At 51.8% G+C, this 16,118-nt stretch carries 11 protein-coding genes; 4 read left to right on the top strand and 7 right to left on the bottom strand.

The annotated features are described in order from the left end of the window. The first annotated feature begins 95 nt into the window (after positions 1-95). From ACYVJM_RS14390 to ACYVJM_RS14375, 4 genes are all read left to right on the top strand, one after another. A complete protein-coding gene (locus ACYVJM_RS14390) occupies positions 96-776 on the top strand; it encodes a porin family protein (protein ID WP_461148926.1) in 681 nt (226 codons plus the stop codon). Positions 777-877: 101 nt separating this feature from the next. After that, complete coding sequence (locus tag ACYVJM_RS14385) at positions 878-3,886, top strand: glycoside hydrolase family 3 N-terminal domain-containing protein (protein WP_461149226.1); 3,009 nt, start codon at positions 878-880, stop codon at positions 3,884-3,886. Further along, on the top strand, positions 3,886-4,353 hold the full coding sequence (locus ACYVJM_RS14380; protein WP_461148925.1) for a DinB family protein: 468 nt from the start codon (positions 3,886-3,888) through the stop codon (positions 4,351-4,353). The genes ACYVJM_RS14385 and ACYVJM_RS14380 overlap by 1 nt, the downstream gene beginning before the upstream one ends. Before the next feature lie 22 nt (positions 4,354-4,375). Next, the gene (locus ACYVJM_RS14375) at positions 4,376-4,666 is read left to right on the top strand and encodes a hypothetical protein (RefSeq protein ID WP_461148924.1); all 291 of its coding nucleotides are present in this window, start codon (positions 4,376-4,378) and stop codon (positions 4,664-4,666) included. A 51-nt stretch (positions 4,667-4,717) separates the two neighbouring features. Here the strand turns inward: ACYVJM_RS14375 and ACYVJM_RS14370 are convergent, their stop codons facing one another. The 7 genes from ACYVJM_RS14370 to ACYVJM_RS14340 all read right to left on the bottom strand — a co-directional run bounded on the left by ACYVJM_RS14370 (position 4,718) and on the right by ACYVJM_RS14340 (position 16,068). Then, the gene (locus ACYVJM_RS14370; protein WP_461148923.1) at positions 4,718-6,472 is read right to left on the bottom strand and encodes a glycosyl hydrolase; all 1,755 of its coding nucleotides are present in this window, start codon (positions 6,470-6,472) and stop codon (positions 4,718-4,720) included. Positions 6,473-6,542: 70 nt separating this feature from the next. Then, on the bottom strand, positions 6,543-7,637 hold the full coding sequence (locus tag ACYVJM_RS14365; protein ID WP_461148922.1) for a cell shape determination protein CcmA: 1,095 nt from the start codon (positions 7,635-7,637) through the stop codon (positions 6,543-6,545). A 69-nt stretch (positions 7,638-7,706) separates the two neighbouring features. After that, positions 7,707-9,272, bottom strand: a complete 1,566-nt coding sequence (locus tag ACYVJM_RS14360; RefSeq protein WP_461148921.1) for a RagB/SusD family nutrient uptake outer membrane protein — start codon at positions 9,270-9,272, stop codon at positions 7,707-7,709. A gap of 115 nt (positions 9,273-9,387) precedes the next feature. Further along, a complete protein-coding gene (locus ACYVJM_RS14355; RefSeq protein WP_461148920.1) occupies positions 9,388-12,615 on the bottom strand; it encodes a SusC/RagA family TonB-linked outer membrane protein in 3,228 nt (1,075 codons plus the stop codon). 84 nt (positions 12,616-12,699) lie between these two features. Continuing rightward, on the bottom strand, positions 12,700-14,478 hold the full coding sequence (locus ACYVJM_RS14350; RefSeq protein ID WP_461148919.1) for a tetratricopeptide repeat-containing sensor histidine kinase: 1,779 nt from the start codon (positions 14,476-14,478) through the stop codon (positions 12,700-12,702). Positions 14,479-14,505: 27 nt separating this feature from the next. Continuing rightward, positions 14,506-15,153 (bottom strand): response regulator, encoded by a 648-nt coding sequence (locus ACYVJM_RS14345; protein ID WP_461148918.1) that lies wholly within the window; start codon positions 15,151-15,153, stop codon positions 14,506-14,508. A gap of 345 nt (positions 15,154-15,498) precedes the next feature. Beyond that, the gene (locus ACYVJM_RS14340; RefSeq protein WP_012930964.1) at positions 15,499-16,068 is read right to left on the bottom strand and encodes a DUF4136 domain-containing protein; all 570 of its coding nucleotides are present in this window, start codon (positions 16,066-16,068) and stop codon (positions 15,499-15,501) included. Positions 16,069-16,118 lie beyond the last annotated feature (50 nt).

The following is a 16,118-nucleotide window of genomic DNA, read 5'->3' as shown; positions in this document are numbered from 1 at the left end:
AGAAACTGCGTAAAAAACGGGCCACTCCGTCAATTGCCTAAAACATTTACAAAACCCCACGCGTTAACGGGACACAACAACTTATTGTTCAGTCTATGTTTCGCGCAAATTCACTACGTGCTATTACCCTATCGTTTATCTTGATTACTGGCTGTTTATCAGGCAGTTTTGCCCAGCAACGGTTTAGTGCAGGGCCACGCGTTGGCTTAAATTTATCCACATTTGGCATGGACGCCAGAGACTACACCATGAAGCCCGGTGTAACTGCCGGTGCCTTTTTGATGTATAGTTCATTAAATCATTTCGGCATTTCGGGTGATATTCTGTACTCCCAGATGGGTGGAAAATACAAGCAGCCCAACACCAGCCTGGCAAGCTCCTACACGCAGCATATTAACTACCTGGAGATCCCCATTGCGCTGCGTTATTTCCTGACGCTGAACGGCAACTTCCGCCCCAACGTGTTCTTCGGTCCGTCGCTGGCATTCAAGCTGAACGCCAAACGCACAAACATCCTCGAAAACGGCGTGAGCCGGGCCGATGGCGACAATACCGACGCTTACCGAGCTATGGATCTGGGCCTGATCGCCGGTTTCCAATTTAATTTTAAAGGATTTGGCGAGCGTCAGCGGTTTCTAATCGACGCCCGCTACCGTTATGGTTTAAGCGACATCACGCTGAATGACGGCCAGAATATCAACAACTCAACGGTTACGCTAACCCTCGGCTACGGCTTCGGTGTTGGTCCCGAATACCGCAGTCGCTACCGTCGGTAGTTAATTCACCCTTCTGCTTAAGTGTCCTCGCTTTTCTTTTAATGAAACAGCGAGGACACTTTTTTGTATTTTTGGCCTATCACGACCCAATTTTCCTGCTCATGCCCTTCTGTCGGTCTGCTTTTTTTAGTCTAGTTAGCGTTCTTCTGTCCATAACGACCTTCGCGCAAACAACCTCATCCTCTTTTCTTAAACTCAATGCACGCCAGGCCTGCTGGGCCGACTCGGTGTTTACGAACATGGCCCCCGAGGACCGGATCGCCCAATTGATCATGGTGGCGGGCTACTCGAACCGGAAACCGGCCTACGAAGATTCGCTCATACGGCTTGTTCAGACCAACAAACTCGGTGGGGTCGTCATGTTTCAGGGCGGACCCGTTCGGCAGGCACAGCTCACCAATCGGTTACAGGCTGGCTCGCCCGTTCCGCTGCTTATTGCGATGGATGCCGAATGGGGCATTGCCATGCGTCTTGACAGCACTGTTCGCTACCCATACCAGATGACCCTGGGCGCCATGCAGGGGGCCGCTTCCGACTCGCTCATCTACCAGATGGGTGCCAATTTGGCCAAACAGGCCCGCCGGCTGGGCATGCATGTGAACTTCGCCCCCTCTGTCGATGTCAACAATAACCCCAACAACCCCGTCATCAACTTCCGCTCGTTTGGCGAAGACAAATACGCAGTTGCCCGCAAAGCCCTCGCCTACATGCGCGGCATGCAGGATAACCAGCTGTTAACCAGCCTCAAGCACTTCCCCGGTCACGGCGACACCGGCACCGACTCCCATTACGATTTACCCCTCATTGCGAAAAGCCGGTCTCAGCTCGACTCGCTCGAACTATATCCGTTTCGGGAGTTGATCAAGGCAGGGGCTTCGGGCGTAATGATCGCGCACCTCAATATCCCTTCGCTCGACACCACCCGCAACCGCCCTTCGACGCTCTCGCCCGCCATCGTGACCAACCTGCTCAAGAATGAATTAGGCTTTAAAGGGCTGGTCTTTTCCGACGCCATGAACATGAAAGCCGTCACCAAATATTATCCATCCGGAAAGGCCGATGAGCTTGGTCTGGAAGCGGGAATGGACGTGCTCGAATTTACGGAGGACGTTCCGGCGGCACTGGCGCAGGTTAAACAGGCTATTGTAGACGGGCGGATCACGCAGGCTTCCATCGACGCCCGCTGCCTGAAAGTGCTTCAGGCAAAAGCGTGGGCCGGGCTGGACAATTACAAGCCCATTGTCATGGAGAATCTGGTCGCCGACCTGAATCCGGTTCAGGATGAATTACTGAACCGTAAACTCACCGAACGCAGCCTGACGGTACTGAAGAACGACCGGAACGTACTTCCCCTCCAGGGTCTGGATACGCTCCGGATTGCGTCAGTAGCCGTCGAGAGCGATCAGATTACGGCTTTCCAGCAAATGGCAGCCAACTACACTCAAATTGACCATTTCAACGTAACCTCGAAAACGGCCGATTCAACCTGGGCGCAGATCCGCGATTCGCTCAGCAACTACAACCTCATTCTGGTCGATGTTCACCTGAATAATATCCGGCCCGCCGTGAAGTATGGCCTGCAAACCAAAACGGCGGGTATCGTTGGCGAACTGGTGGCTACCGGCAAAGCAGTGGTTACGGTATTCGGGAATGTATATGCGCTGGATAAGCTGACCTTTCCGATGGACACCGCCCAGCCCGGCCGCAACATCGAACAGGCGCGCGCCATTGTCATGCCCTACCAACTGACACCCTACACCGAAGAACTGTCGGCTCAGTTGATTTTCGGGGCCATTGGGGCTTCGGGAAAATTACCCGTTACCGTCAATCAGCGATTCCGGCTGGGTGACGGGCTGAACGTTCAACCCATCGGCCGATTAAAATACACGATTCCGGAAGAGGTGGGCATCAGCGGTAAGTTTCTGACCCAGCAGGTCGACTCGCTGGTGAACGTGGGCATCAGCCAGGGTGCTTTTCCGGGTTGTGTGGTGCAAATGGCGAAAGATGGCAAGGTGATTTTCCGAAAGGCCTACGGAAAGCATACGTACGATGCCTCGCTGGGTGCCGAACCCCTGCCGGTGCAATTGGACGATCTATATGACATGGCCTCGGTCACGAAGGTGAGCACGTCTACCCCCGCCCTCATGCACCTGGTCGACGACGGCAAGTTCAACCTGAACGGCAAAATGGCTGATTACCTGCCCGGTTTTAAGAAATCGAACAAAGCCGACCTGCTCTGGCGCGATGTGTTGACCCACCAGGCCCGGCTGAGAGCGTGGATACCGTTCTGGATGGATACCAAGAACCCCGACGGCTCATGGAAACCCAAAACTTTCCAGAGAGAACGGTCTAACCGGTACCCGATTGAAGTGACCGACAGCCTGTTTGAGTTCAAAAATTACCCGAAAACAATTTTTGAACAGATACGAGATTCCCAGCTGAACGCGAAGAAAGAATATGTCTACTCCGACCTCTCGTTTATTCTTTATCCCCAGATCGTAAAGCGACTGACCGGCGAGAACTTTGAAGATTACCTCAAAAAGACTTTCTACAAGCCCCTTGGCGCGAGTACGCTTACGTTTCTACCCCGTCGATTCTACCCGCTCACCCGGATTGTGCCTACCGAATACGACTCTCTGTTCCGCAAAACGCTCATATGGGGGCGAGTGCATGATGAGGGCGCGGCAATGTTAGGTGGCTTATCGGGCCACGCAGGGCTGTTTGGCAATGCCAATGATTTGATGAAAGTCTACGAAATGTACCGCCAGAAAGGCAGCTATGGCGGGCAGCGGTTTATTTCCGAAAAGACCATTGCCGAGTTTACCCGGTATCAGTTTCCGGAGCTGGGCAACCGGCGCGGGCTTGGTTTCGACAAACCGTCGTTCACGTATTCGGGCAATGCGCCTAAGTCGGCAACGAAAGACAGTTATGGGCACTCAGGCTATACCGGCACCTTTGTGTGGGTTGAACCCGACCCAGCCTATAATTTAACATACATATTTTTGTGCAACCGCGTTTATCCTACGAGAAATAACCCTAAACTTGGCAATCTAAACACCCGCACCAACATTGTTGAGGCATTGTATCAGGCAACCAAACGTGGATTGTGATGAAAGAGCATCTGATTCAGTTACTGGATTACGAACTTTGGGCCAATCAGCGGGTTATCGAAGCGCTCGATACCCTCAAAAACCCACCCAGCCGTGCCGTGGCCGTGATGGGTCACATTCTGTCCGCTCAGCACATTTGGTTTGGCCGGATAATTCATGAATATGCCTTTGTGGCCATCTGGGAAGATATTCCCGTAAGCTGGATGATCGAAACCGCCGAGCGCCAGCACCGCCAGATCGTCGGCTATGTGTCGGCGCTTAACGAATCGGAGGTAGGCGAGCTGGTTGAGTATGTCAACTCGCAGGAAAAGCCCTTTAAGACGTCTCTACCGGATATTCTGACGCACATGAGTCACCACGCAGCGTACCACCGGGGACAGGTGGTGCAACTCATCCGGCCCATGCTGAAAGAAGCCCCCGTCACTGACTTTATCGTCTGGATACGCGAGAAGCAAGCGGTGAAGTAAGGCAGCAAACGGACTAAAAAATATGCTCAATCATACCTGGCAGTCGCAACTGGTAGCTGTAGGCGTAAATTCCGCCATTTTTGTAGGGCTTACGCTGGCTCTTCTACCTTTTAGTTTGCTCTTTATTACGCTGTCCGGTGAGCCGCCAATGTGGCAGAAAGTAGCCTGGTATACTGTTTTCCCCTTAGCTGGTTTACACTGGCCAGATTCCATATGGAGCATTTTCATTTGCTTTCTTTCGAATGCCGTTTTGTGGGGAGTTCTGGTTCAACTTATCGTTCGGTTATGCTCGCTGAAGCGCTCAGGCGTTTAACGCATCAGTAACTGGGCAAACAATGGCTTAACATTTTTAAGAAACCCCTCTTTAAGGCCGAACGACTTTCAATAGCTGGCTTTCGTTCTGCTTGCTGACACGGATCAGGTAAACGCCCGCCGTTTTGCCTAAAGGCAGTGAGTGGGTTTCAACATCGGCCGCATGCTCGATCTCTTTGGCTAGTAAAGTATTTCCTTTAGCGTCTGTCACTACGAATTTCAAGCGGCCTCCTAAAGCTCCCCGCACGCGTATATCGGCCTTATCACCATTGGCGGGGTTACCCAATAAGGTCACTTGCCAGGACATTGCGTTCCCTTTGCCATCATCCTGAACGCCCAGCGTAAGGGGTGGCCGCCAGTCGGGTAATTCATCGCGCGTAATTACGTCGGAATCGGTAAAGACCGCCTTTAGTTGATCGACGGGTTGTTTCCTGATGTAATCCGTTCCTGTCCAGACCGCAAACCACGACCACCAGGTACCAAACCCGCGAATTTTATCCGGACTCGGCAGATTTCCTGTTTCTGACAAGGTCACCAGTTTTTTTCCGTTCATCTGCCCCTGGGCACTTGCCCAGTTTCCACTCATGTTGGCGGTTGGGTTCGTGTAAATGTCCATCCCAACGATGTCTACGTATTGGTCGCCCGGATACCAGTCGGCCTTAAATGCATCGGTGGCCGTGTACACCCAAATCAGATTGTGCAACTGGTGGTAGTTGGTCAGCCGGTCGTATAGAACACGCCAGAGTTCTTTTAGCGGCCCCGCCCCTTTGGCGCCCCACCAGAACCAGCCGCCCGAGGCTTCGTGCAGCGGTCGCCAGAGTACGGGCACATCGGCACCCTGGAATTTTTTGAGTTCCACGGCGATGGCGTCAATATCGCGCAGGATAAACTGGTAGCGTTCACTCTGCTTATCGGCCAGCACAGCGGCAATGTCAAAGGTGGTGGCTTCGGTGTAGAAACCCCGCCACCAAAGCTTGTCGGGGCCCTGATTAATGAGATCGGTGGGCGCGTTCCAGTGCCACATTAGACTGATGATGCCTCGTCCATCGCCTTTTTTCGCCCATTTGATAATGTCTTCGCTACTGCGTTGGGGCGTTGCTCCGAATTGCACACGACTGGGCGAATAGTCGATCAGATCGAACGAGCCAATGGCCGGTTCTTTGCCCGTTTTTTCCAGAATATACTCCACATCGTCCTGCTGACCGGAAATCACTTTACTCCCGTACTGGTCGACCAGATAAGCGAACAAGCCTTTGGCCGATGGCATGGCCTGCGCATCGACAAGGTTTTTTGGTGGTTTAGTGGGTAGCGACACGGCTGCTGGAGTAAGTAAAAGGTAATCAATATCGTAATAACCCCAGCCCCGGTAAATAGTGATGGTATTTGCCCCTTCATTCAGCAGAAACTTACCCAGCCCGGCAGTGGTAAACCCAGCGAGTGTTTGTTTGAGCATACCACTTCCCCGTTCGGCGTTCACCTGAAAGTCAATGCCTTTATCGCCGTAAGGAGCGGCATAGCTGATGCTTAGCTCGTACAGTCCGGCGGGGGCGTTGATCGTTAAGGTCAGTTTATCGGTTTCATTATCCAGGCCCGTCACATAGCCCGTTCCGGAAAAGCCCGGATTGGATGACGCCACCTGAACGCCGGTTAACTCGCCCAGTTCAGCCTCGACTTTAATCGGGTCGGGAGCGGCTGAAGCACTTACCAAAAGACCAGAAAGCAGCCCAATGGACAAAAAAAAGGGGATTCTCCCCTTTTTAGGACGACCTATCGCCCGGTTTAACGTGATGAGTAAATCAAAAATCATGAAAAGGGAAAGGAATAGGAATAGTCGGATATGTTGTAGCGTGGCTGGGAAGCCACGCTACATACACCCATTATTTCACCAGCAAAATATCATCAAAATAGAACGTTTCGTCCTGCTTGTCGGGCCCCTGAATCCGGAAGCCAACCTGGGTTAGGGTTTTGCCGGGTGCCCAGAAGTCAATGTCCGATAGTTTTAGTTTGAAGTAATTCCAGACACCCGCTTTCACGTTAATCTTGTTCTTCTCGTCAAACCCGCCGAATCCGGCTTTGCTGGCGTCGGTGGTCAGGTAGAGCGAATAATCAGCAGAGGCTCCTTTAATCCAGCCCGTTACGTAGGTGTAGTCAGCTGAATAGGCCAGCGCCGAACCCGACCAGTTGGCGAAGCCGATCAAATGCCAGTTTCCTTTCTGGTAGGTTTTACTCACCGAAGCCGTTCCGGTTTTAAACTCTTTGACAGAAACGGCACCGGCGTCGCCCCAGGAACCATCCTGGAAGCCGTTAGCATAGGCATCTGTAAAGACTTTGTATGCCATGTCCATGTTCACGAACTCCTGTTTAGTTCGTGTGCGGCCCGTGCCGTTCACAATCGTCAGGGTACCACGCGTCAGCGTAGAGGCTGGCATCTTCACAACTAACTGCTTTTGCGATTTCGACACGATGGTAGCCGCATCCGAGATGCCTTTTATCGAGTCAGCGAAGGCCACCGACGATACATCGTCCAGGTTATTACCTGTCAGTGTAATTTCGGCTCCTTTGGCGAAATCGTAGTTCGATACGTCGGAAATGGTAGCATAGGCAAGCACCTTAAAGTCCACGGCAACCGACTGTCCGGCGCTGTTGGTGAAAGTCACTTTCTGTTTGCCGCCCAAAGCCTCTGTAGGCACCCGGAAAATAATGGCATTGTCGATGTTAAGGGTTGGCTGAAAGCCCGCGGGTATGTTCTGTTTTTCAAAGACGATTGTCCGAATATCACCCAGGCCAGAACCGGTCAGGGTAACCACAGAGCCACCGGATGCGGAGTCAGGCGTAAAGGCTTTTGCCACGGGGTTTCCGGGGGCAATTTGCGGACTTCCGTCCGTATCTTTTTCGCAAGAGGTCATCACGAAGCCGGTCAACCCCGCCAGGAGTAACAAGCCCGATAAACGACTGAATATATGGAGTTTCATCAGATTTTTGGTTTGCGGCTAGTTGCATGGACAACGGACGGGGCCGTCCGTTGTCCATGCACAGCAGATTTACTTGTAATATGGAACGGGTTCTTTGCCTAACTCGGGGTCTTGAACGATCTCGCCAGACGGGATGGGCAGGTACATTTTATCCTCCGTGAAGTTGGTAATGTACGTAGCACCCGTTACGGTACCCCGGTTTTGCTTTTCAACGATAGCCTTTGCTTTAGCGTAGCCCTGACGCTGAATATCGTACCAGTAATCACCCTCAAAGGCAAACTCCACCCGGCGTTCGTGCAAAATGTCATTCTGGGTAAACGACGTCTTCGGCGACAAACCTGCCCGGCTCCGTACCTTATTTAGCGCGTCGAGGGCTTTCACATCGCTGGTCGATGCACCACCGGCCAGAACAGCCTCCGCATAGATCAGCAGAACGTCGGCGTAACGCAGCAGGACCACGTTGTTGCCGGAGTTCTGACCCAGCACAGGGTCTCCACCGAAGCTTTTACCGGGCCCGGCAAAATACTTGACAATATTCGCGCGGGTTGGGCTCAGGCTTCCCCCATCGGCAGTTGGTTGCAGCGTGTCATATTTGAACCCATTGGCCATAAACGCGTTGTACTTCGGTGCATTGACACGCTGAGGCTTCCAGTTCAGATTAGTCCAGCCCTGTTCCATTACTGACCATTGCCGGCGTAAATCGCCAAACTCATACTCTTTCAGCAAATCCAGCGACGGCACGTACATTTCCCAGGCATCCGCTTCGGACGTCCGCAGGGCACCAGCTCCCCGGTCGGGGTTTTTGATATTGCCCGTTCCCCAGGGGTCCTGCGCCAGTTGGTGCTGGATCGAGAAGATCGACTCTGCGTTGTTGTTCATGCTCATTTTGGTGAACATGCCGCTGTAGTCGGCCACCAGGCTGTATTTGCCCGAGTTGATCACCTCTTCGGCTTTCGCTTTGGCGTTAGCGTAATCTTTGTTGTAGAGATACAATTTTGCCATCATTCCCTTCGCGGCATACTTCGTTACCCGACCCGGCACGTCCGACTCCGGCAAACCCGTCTCGGCCAGTTGCAGCTCTTCGAGGGCAAACCGCAGTACATCTTTCTGGATATAACGGGGTATGTTGAAGTTACCCGACAGGGCCGTGGCACCCGGATCGGTGATGATCGGAGCGGCTCCCCAGGTACGGGCAATGTAGAAATACAGCATCCCGCGAATGAAATGACATTCAGCAATGGCGGGGTCCAGGTAAGCGGCTCCACCACCGGCAGCTTTCTTCTCTTCGAAGGTTTTGATCATCACGTTGGCATAGCCGATGATCTTGTAAAACGCGCCCCACGACGCGCCAATCCGCTCGGAAGCCGACGACACAGTGAAGTTCAGGTATTCGACATCGGTATAGGTAAACATATTACCGGACATCACGTCGCCGATGGCATCCTGCGCCCGGCTTTCGTAGTTGCGCCAGGGCAGACCGCTGTAGAGTGTACTCGTGGCCGCCCGAACTTCGTCGGCGTTGTTGTAATAGTTACCCGTTGTGGTGCCCGACAGCGACGGCCGATCAATGAAGTCTTTCGAACAGGAAGACAACATCGCCGTCAGAACAAGGGCATATAGTGGCTTGATTTTCATTTTCTTATGGAGAAAAAACTATGACACAGAGATTCACGGAGGTTAGAAGAGATTCGCAGAGATCTCAGTGTACCTCCTTTCCCTCTGCGAATCTCTGTGTAATAACCTCTTACATTTAGAATTGCAGATTAGCGCCTACGGTGAACGTCCGTGGGTTCGGGTAGTGACCGGTATCGACGTTCATGAGTTTGATGCTGTTGTTGAAGGCCCCGATTTCCGGATCATAGCCCGAGTAATTGGTGAAGGTTTTCAGATTCTGAATCGACCCGTACACCCGCAGGTTGGTGATCTTCACTTTGCTCAGTAACGTTCTTGGCAACCGGTAGCCCAGCGTGATGTTCTGGATACGGGCATACGAAGCATCCTCCACATACCGGTCCGACATGGCCGTGTTGTTCTTGTTGGTGTTCGTGAAGCGCGGCAGCGATCCGTTCTTGTTGGATTCGGTATAGCGGTCGGTCACCGTGTTCAGTTGGTTGGTGTAGGCGTTGTTCAGCCCTTCCAGCTGCCAGCGCAGGAAGTTGTAGGCTTTGGCACCCTGACTCCCCTGAAAGAACAGTGAGAAATCGAAATCGCCGTAGTTGAGCGTGTTTGTGAAGCCCCAGGTGAACTTCGGCAGTGGGCTGCCAATGAAGGTCAGGTCCTGCGCGTCGATCTTCTTGTCGCCATTGATGTCTTTGTACCGGATGTCGCCCAGCCAGGTTTCGGTCGGGTTCACTTTGTAGCCAAACTGCGGCAGACTGGCGTCCAGATCGGCCTGGGTGCGGAATAACCCGTCCGTGACCAGTCCCCAGAATGAGCCCACCGGCGTACCCGGCGTGGTATGGGTAATCAGGTAGTTGTTGTAGTACACCTTACCATCGAGCGCCGAAGCAGCACTGGCAGCCCGGTCGTACCGGTTGGTGAACTGCGTGAACACGACGTTGCTCTTCCAGCTAAAATTACCCTTCTTGATGTTGGTCGTAGTCAGGCCAATGTCGATACCTGTGTTGGTCATCTGACCGGCGTTACCCAGCGGTGCTTTCAGATCGTCCCACTGGTCACCTACCCCGATCAGGTTCGGGCCGGTCAGGAAGATGATCATGTCGGAGGTTACTTTCTTGTAGACGTCGATGGTCGCGTCGATGCGGCCATTGAAGAAGCCGAGGTCAACACCGGCGTTGGCTGTTTTTACCGATTCCCATTTCAGGTTCGGGTTCGGAATACCATTGATCATGTTGGACGAACCGAAGCCCACCGGACCGGAGAAGAACTGAACCGCGCCCACATAAGCCGGGTTCGGCGCGCCATTCGGGAAGTTCTGGTTACCCACAATACCGTAGCCCACACGCGCTTTGGCGTAGGTCAACACTTTCGAGATATTGCCTTTCATGAACTTCTCGTTCGAGATCGTCCAGCCTGCCGATACACCGGGGAAATAACCCCAGCGATTGTTAGGACCGAAGTTCGATGAACCATCGGCGCGGAAACTGGCCGAAACCGAGTAGCGATCATCGTAGGTGTAGTTAGCCCGGGCGAAGTAAGAGTCCATAGCCCACTGGCCTTTACCACCGCTTAGACCCCAGGTTGTCTGGTCCGAACTGCCCGTATTCAGGTCAAAAATGTTGGCCTGCAAATCCACTTTCGTACCCGAAATCGACTGGTAATACGAGTTCTGCGCCTGATGGCCCACCGTGGCCTGAATACCGTGCTTCTTGAAATACAGGTTGTAGTTCAGGTAGTTGGTGATCGAGTAGTAATAGCTGTCCGACCGGGAATCGATCAGTTTGCTACGGAACGACGTACCACCCACGTTACCCGCTTTCTGGAATGCAATGTTGTTGTCCTGCCCTAATGAGTAGGATAATTCGTTGCGAAGCGAGAGGCCTTTCAGCAACTGAAATTCGGCGTAGAGACTACCGAACACGTTGTTCGAAGTTTTGGTATTGCCCCGGAACTGGCTGTTACCGACCAGATTGGCATTATTGTATTGCACACCACCTACGGTTTGACCGCCACCCCACGAACCGTCGAGGTTTTTGACGGGAATCAGCGGACTGGTCGAAGCACCCCACCAGATGGTTCCTTCGGCGGCATCGGCCAGGGATACGTTCTGGATACTACGCGATACGTTGGCGCTCAGACCCACTTTAACCCAACTCTTCAACTGTGTATCGAGGCTGAAACGCGACGAGTAGCGTTTGAAATCCGAACCCAGCAGAATTCCCTTGTTATCAAAGTAATTCAACGACAGGTAGTAAGTCGTTTTATCGCGGCCACCTGAGAAGCTCAGCTGGTGGTTGTTGATCTTACCCTGCTGGAACATGGCTTCCTGCCAGTCGGTGCCGGGCCCGAGCAGATCCGGGTTTTTAAACTCATCGGCAACGGGATTGCCAATGATCGGCAGGACTTCGTTCTGATACCGGGCAAAATCAGGCAGCTTCATCAGGTTCAGCCGACGAGCCACTTCCGAAACGCCGGTGTACATTTCATAGTTGATCTTGCCTTCACCCTGCTTACCTTTTTTGGTCGTGACCATAATCACACCATTGGCAGCCTGCGACCCGTAAATCGCTTGGGCCGACGCATCTTTCAGGACGTCGATCGACTCAATATCATTGGGATTCAGCATGGCCATCACGCTGTTTCCGGTTTGGCCATCGCCACCACCCAGACCAGCATAACCTGTGCTGTTGGATGTATTACCCCCCACAAACGGTACACCATCGATCACGAACAGCGGGTCGTTGCTATTGATGGATGTTACCCCGCGCACTTTCACCGATACGCCCCCCCCCGGCTGACCACCGTTGCTGGTTACGGTTACACCAGCCGCTTTACCTTGCAAAAGCTGGTCAATACCGGCCGCCGGAATATCTTTCAGATCGGCCGCTTTTACCGTCGTGATAGACGACGTAACGTCCGACCGTTTGGCGGTGCCATAGCCGATTACGACCACTTCATCCAGCGACTGATCGCCGGATTGCAGCGTAATGTTCAGGGTTGTACGGCTTCCAACTTCAACCTCCTGCGTTTTCATCCCGATAAACGAGATAACGAGCACTTTGGCACCGGCGGGCATATTGAGGGTAAAGGCCCCGTTCACATCCGTTGTCGTTCCCAACTGTGTCCCTTTCACCGATACTGTAGCACCGGGCAATGTATTCCCTTTTTCGTCGGATACGGTCCCTTTAATGAGGGCTTTTACATCCGACTGGACGTCGGCGCGGTTTTTGGCACCTCTGGCAGTGGCCAGAACAGCTGGATTGTCTAGCTGGGCTAATCTGGGTGCGGTTCGATCCTGAGCGTGGACAGTAAGCCAGCTACTCAGGACAAACGCGCCTGAAAGCATATGTTTAATCATACGATAGTTAATTGAAAGCAATTATATAGAGCAAGTAGGAAATTTGAATTTTAGCGTATCTGACAGGGCGGCCTTTCCTGGAAATTACGCGACTGAAGTGATTTTGGGTGATTCTTTTTTGACAGGCAGCGAAATCATGACGGACGTTCCTTTACCGTCTTCGCTCTGCCACATGACCTGCCCGCCGAGGTAGGCAATTCGTGAATTAATATTGGCAATGCCGTTTCCCCGGATCGGCATATTCTCAAAGTCGCCCCCTTTCCCATCGTCATCGACACTGATCAGGGTTGTTTCGTCACTGGCCATCAGTTGGACTGTTACGGTATGGGCATTGGCATGCTTGAGTGCATTGTTCAGTAGTTCCTGCACCACCCGGTAGAGCATGACCGAGGATTCGTCGTCCAAAGCCGGTACTTCGCCGTAATGCTCCAGCACCAATTTGGTCTGATTGACAAGGTTTAACTTTTGCACCAGATCTTCCAGCGCCGGAATGAGTCCGAATGTTGACAAGGCATAGGGGCGTAAATTATTGGATATCAATCGGGTTTCAGTACAAGCTTCATCTAAAAACTGATTTAACGGTTCTTTTACGGATAAGGGCAACTGTTCCTGATGCGCTTCGACAAACAGCTTTATCCGCGACAGTTGGATGCCCAGGCCGTCGTGCAGGTCGCGGGCAATGCGGCTCCGTTCGCCCTCCTGCCCTTCGATCATCGCTCGCAGCGATTTAAGCTCCAGTTGCCGGATCTGCTGCTGAGCAATAACCGTTTCCTGATGCGCAATCAACTTTTGCTGGCGACGCAGAAATACCAGCGCGCCTACGCCCAGCACACTAATGAGTAATCCAATACCTAACATTGAGTTCAGCACGTGCTGGCTGCGACTTTGCTCTTCGACCAGCTGTTTTTCCACAGCCAGCGTTTTAATTTGACTATCCAACTCCTGCAAGCGAATACTTTTGGTCTGTTCAGACGTGTAAAATTGTGTCGTAAAATCCAGCGCCTTCAACGACGCAGCGTACGCGTTTTTATTGTCGCCCATTCGGGAATAACTATCGGCCATGTGTTTGGACAATTCCCGCAACATGGTCACATTGTTTTCATTTACAGCCAGTTGATAACTCTTCTGGTATTCTTCAATAGCTTCTTTCGACTGATTTCTGAACTGATTTACGATACCCATGTAGAAATGGTTGAGCGCAATCAGCCACTTTATCTTTAGCCGCTGGGCTATCACCAAACTCCGGGTGGCGAAATACTGCGCCGAATCCGGTTGCTTGATCCGCGAATACGTGCTGGCCAGCAGATTCAAAGCATAGGCCTGCGAGTAGGCCAGTTTGTGCTGGTCGCTCATCCGTTCAGTTTCCCGCAGTTGCGTTAGCAATCCGGCGGGTATCGGTTCTTTCTTCTGGTCGATATCGGCCAGCCCCAGTCGGCACTCGATCACCTTCGGAATGTTGTGCGTCCGCTCAAAATACTGACGTGCTTTCTTCAGGTACTTCTCGGCATAGGGCTGCATGAACTCGTCATGCGTATAGTAATCGCCGATAACAATGTGCTCATTATAGTACCCCAGAGAATCGCCCAGCAAACTGTAATATTTCAGGCTGTTGAAAAAGGCGTCCATGGTGTACTTATTGTAGCCATATTGCTGGTGGTACTCCCACCCCAGGTTATCGTATGAACGGGCCACATCGCCATACTTACGGTCTTTCGTCAATACACTAATCTGCCTCTTCAGGCTGTCGATTGACGATGACGCCGACAAAGCCCATCCCTGCCGATACCAGCCACTTACTCCGAGGAGCAGAATAACCAGTATCCATCTTTGTTGATGCAGGAAAAACCCGGAATTGGACGACATCTATTTACCTTGTACAACCGTTATGGCTCAATCAATGTATTGCATTTCCATAGCCGTCTTGATCAGGAGCGCGGTGTTGGGCACCCCGAATTTCATGAGTAAACTACTCCGGTGAAATTCAATGGCTTTGGCACTTACGAACAATTGCGTAGCCATCTGCTGGGTTGTCAGCCCTTGCGACATCAACGTCAGCACTTCCGTTTCACGGGGCGTCAGATTAGGCTTCACGCCCATTCCGGCAGCCGACTTTCTGTTTTTTGGCCCGTCGTTCAGCAGAATATGCGTGATGGTTTCATTGAAGTACTGCTTTTCATGATGAACCGTCTGAATAGCCTGCAATAGCTCGGTTTTGGTTGTGTTCTTTAACAAATAGCCTTTTGCTCCTTTCTTCACCACCCGCTTAATAAGGCTGGCGTCGTCATGCATGGTTAAGGCTACAACTTTGGTACCCGGATAATTACGCGTGATGTGTTCACAAAGATTAAGCCCGTCTTCAATCTGCGGAAATGAAATATCCAGCAGCACCACATCGACAGCCTCTTTACTCAATCGTTCCACCGCAGACTGAACTGTGTAACAACGCTCTGTCACTTTGATATCCGACGAGCCAGAAATAAGCGATGCGATCCCCTCCACAAACACATTATGGTCGTCCGCAATCAGCACCCGTATCATGCAATAGGTTTGTTCGTATAGATTGAAAATAAGCTAAAAAAGCAGATAATCTGTCACTCCGCACTCAATCAGCCCTTCTTATTACCCACCTTTTTCTTACCAGCTTACAAAAACGAGTTCATAAAATTTAACCCGTTTACTATTAATTTGCACGAAACAGGCAAATAGAATTTTGTTTAGCAAAAGTAGGACTAAGTACACGATATAGGGAATAGTGAAAACCCAACAGACTATAAATTTAGGGAAAACCCTATAGAGATACACTGCTTTTAACGATAAAATTAAGCCATAAAAAAAGCCTGCCAACCGTCGGGTTGGCAGGCTTGCTGCGTTGTCATTTACTGATTACCGAGCGGCACCATAATCCTGTCCGGCACTTTCAGGGAAGTTCTTCATGATACTGGTTACCGTTTCGCGGAAAGCCTGATCACGATCACGTTCTTTATTCCGGGTATTGAGCTGGCCTGTTGCCCAACCCTGCCAGATGATATCATTGGTACGGGCATCCGATACGTTAACAACTACCCGGTTCTCTTCATACTGACGGGAGTATACGTTGTTGCCCATGCCGCCATACCACCAAGAGTAAGGCGAATACATGTTGTTAGACTGAATCTGCTGCTTGTCTTTGGAATCCATAAAGAATCGGACAACCAGATCGGCTTCACCCTGCGTTACGGGCTTATAGCCGCGTGCCTTGAGGGATTGGTCGAGGGCATCAGCAATACGACGCTGGTTAAGATTGCTGCCTACAATGGGGTCAGCATTCCGTTGGCGATCCGCTTCGATGCGATAGGTGGCAAACTGCCGAACGTTCACTTTAGGATCGTAATCATATTTGACCGTAATGGCAGGAGCGCAGGACGCCAGCGTACCGGCGACGAACAAACTGGTGATTATGTGGGTAAGTTTCATTGTGTTGAATCGTTAGTTGGTATCGAACCGATTAGTAAACGCTGAAAAAA

It is taken from the genome of Spirosoma pulveris, assembly GCF_054781875.1.
Note: the sequence above shows the minus strand (reverse complement) of the source record. Positions and strands in the feature narration are given on the sequence as shown.

What these genes read in the sequence shown, in the direction of transcription:
- ACYVJM_RS14390 (WP_461148926.1), top strand. Translation starts at nt 96, where the DNA reads ATGTTTCGCGCAAATTCACTACGTGCTATTACCCTATCGTTTATCTTG.
- ACYVJM_RS14385 (WP_461149226.1), top strand. Translation starts at nt 878, where the DNA reads ATGCCCTTCTGTCGGTCTGCTTTTTTTAGTCTAGTTAGCGTTCTTCTG.
- ACYVJM_RS14380 (WP_461148925.1), top strand. Translation starts at nt 3,886, where the DNA reads ATGAAAGAGCATCTGATTCAGTTACTGGATTACGAACTTTGGGCCAAT.
- ACYVJM_RS14375 (WP_461148924.1), top strand. Translation starts at nt 4,376, where the DNA reads ATGCTCAATCATACCTGGCAGTCGCAACTGGTAGCTGTAGGCGTAAAT.
- ACYVJM_RS14370 (WP_461148923.1), bottom strand. Translation starts at nt 6,472, where the DNA reads ATGATTTTTGATTTACTCATCACGTTAAACCGGGCGATAGGTCGTCCT.
- ACYVJM_RS14365 (WP_461148922.1), bottom strand. Translation starts at nt 7,637, where the DNA reads ATGAAACTCCATATATTCAGTCGTTTATCGGGCTTGTTACTCCTGGCG.
- ACYVJM_RS14360 (WP_461148921.1), bottom strand. Translation starts at nt 9,272, where the DNA reads ATGAAAATCAAGCCACTATATGCCCTTGTTCTGACGGCGATGTTGTCT.
- ACYVJM_RS14355 (WP_461148920.1), bottom strand. Translation starts at nt 12,615, where the DNA reads ATGATTAAACATATGCTTTCAGGCGCGTTTGTCCTGAGTAGCTGGCTT.
- ACYVJM_RS14350 (WP_461148919.1), bottom strand. Translation starts at nt 14,478, where the DNA reads ATGTCGTCCAATTCCGGGTTTTTCCTGCATCAACAAAGATGGATACTG.
- ACYVJM_RS14345 (WP_461148918.1), bottom strand. Translation starts at nt 15,153, where the DNA reads ATGATACGGGTGCTGATTGCGGACGACCATAATGTGTTTGTGGAGGGG.
- ACYVJM_RS14340 (WP_012930964.1), bottom strand. Translation starts at nt 16,068, where the DNA reads ATGAAACTTACCCACATAATCACCAGTTTGTTCGTCGCCGGTACGCTG.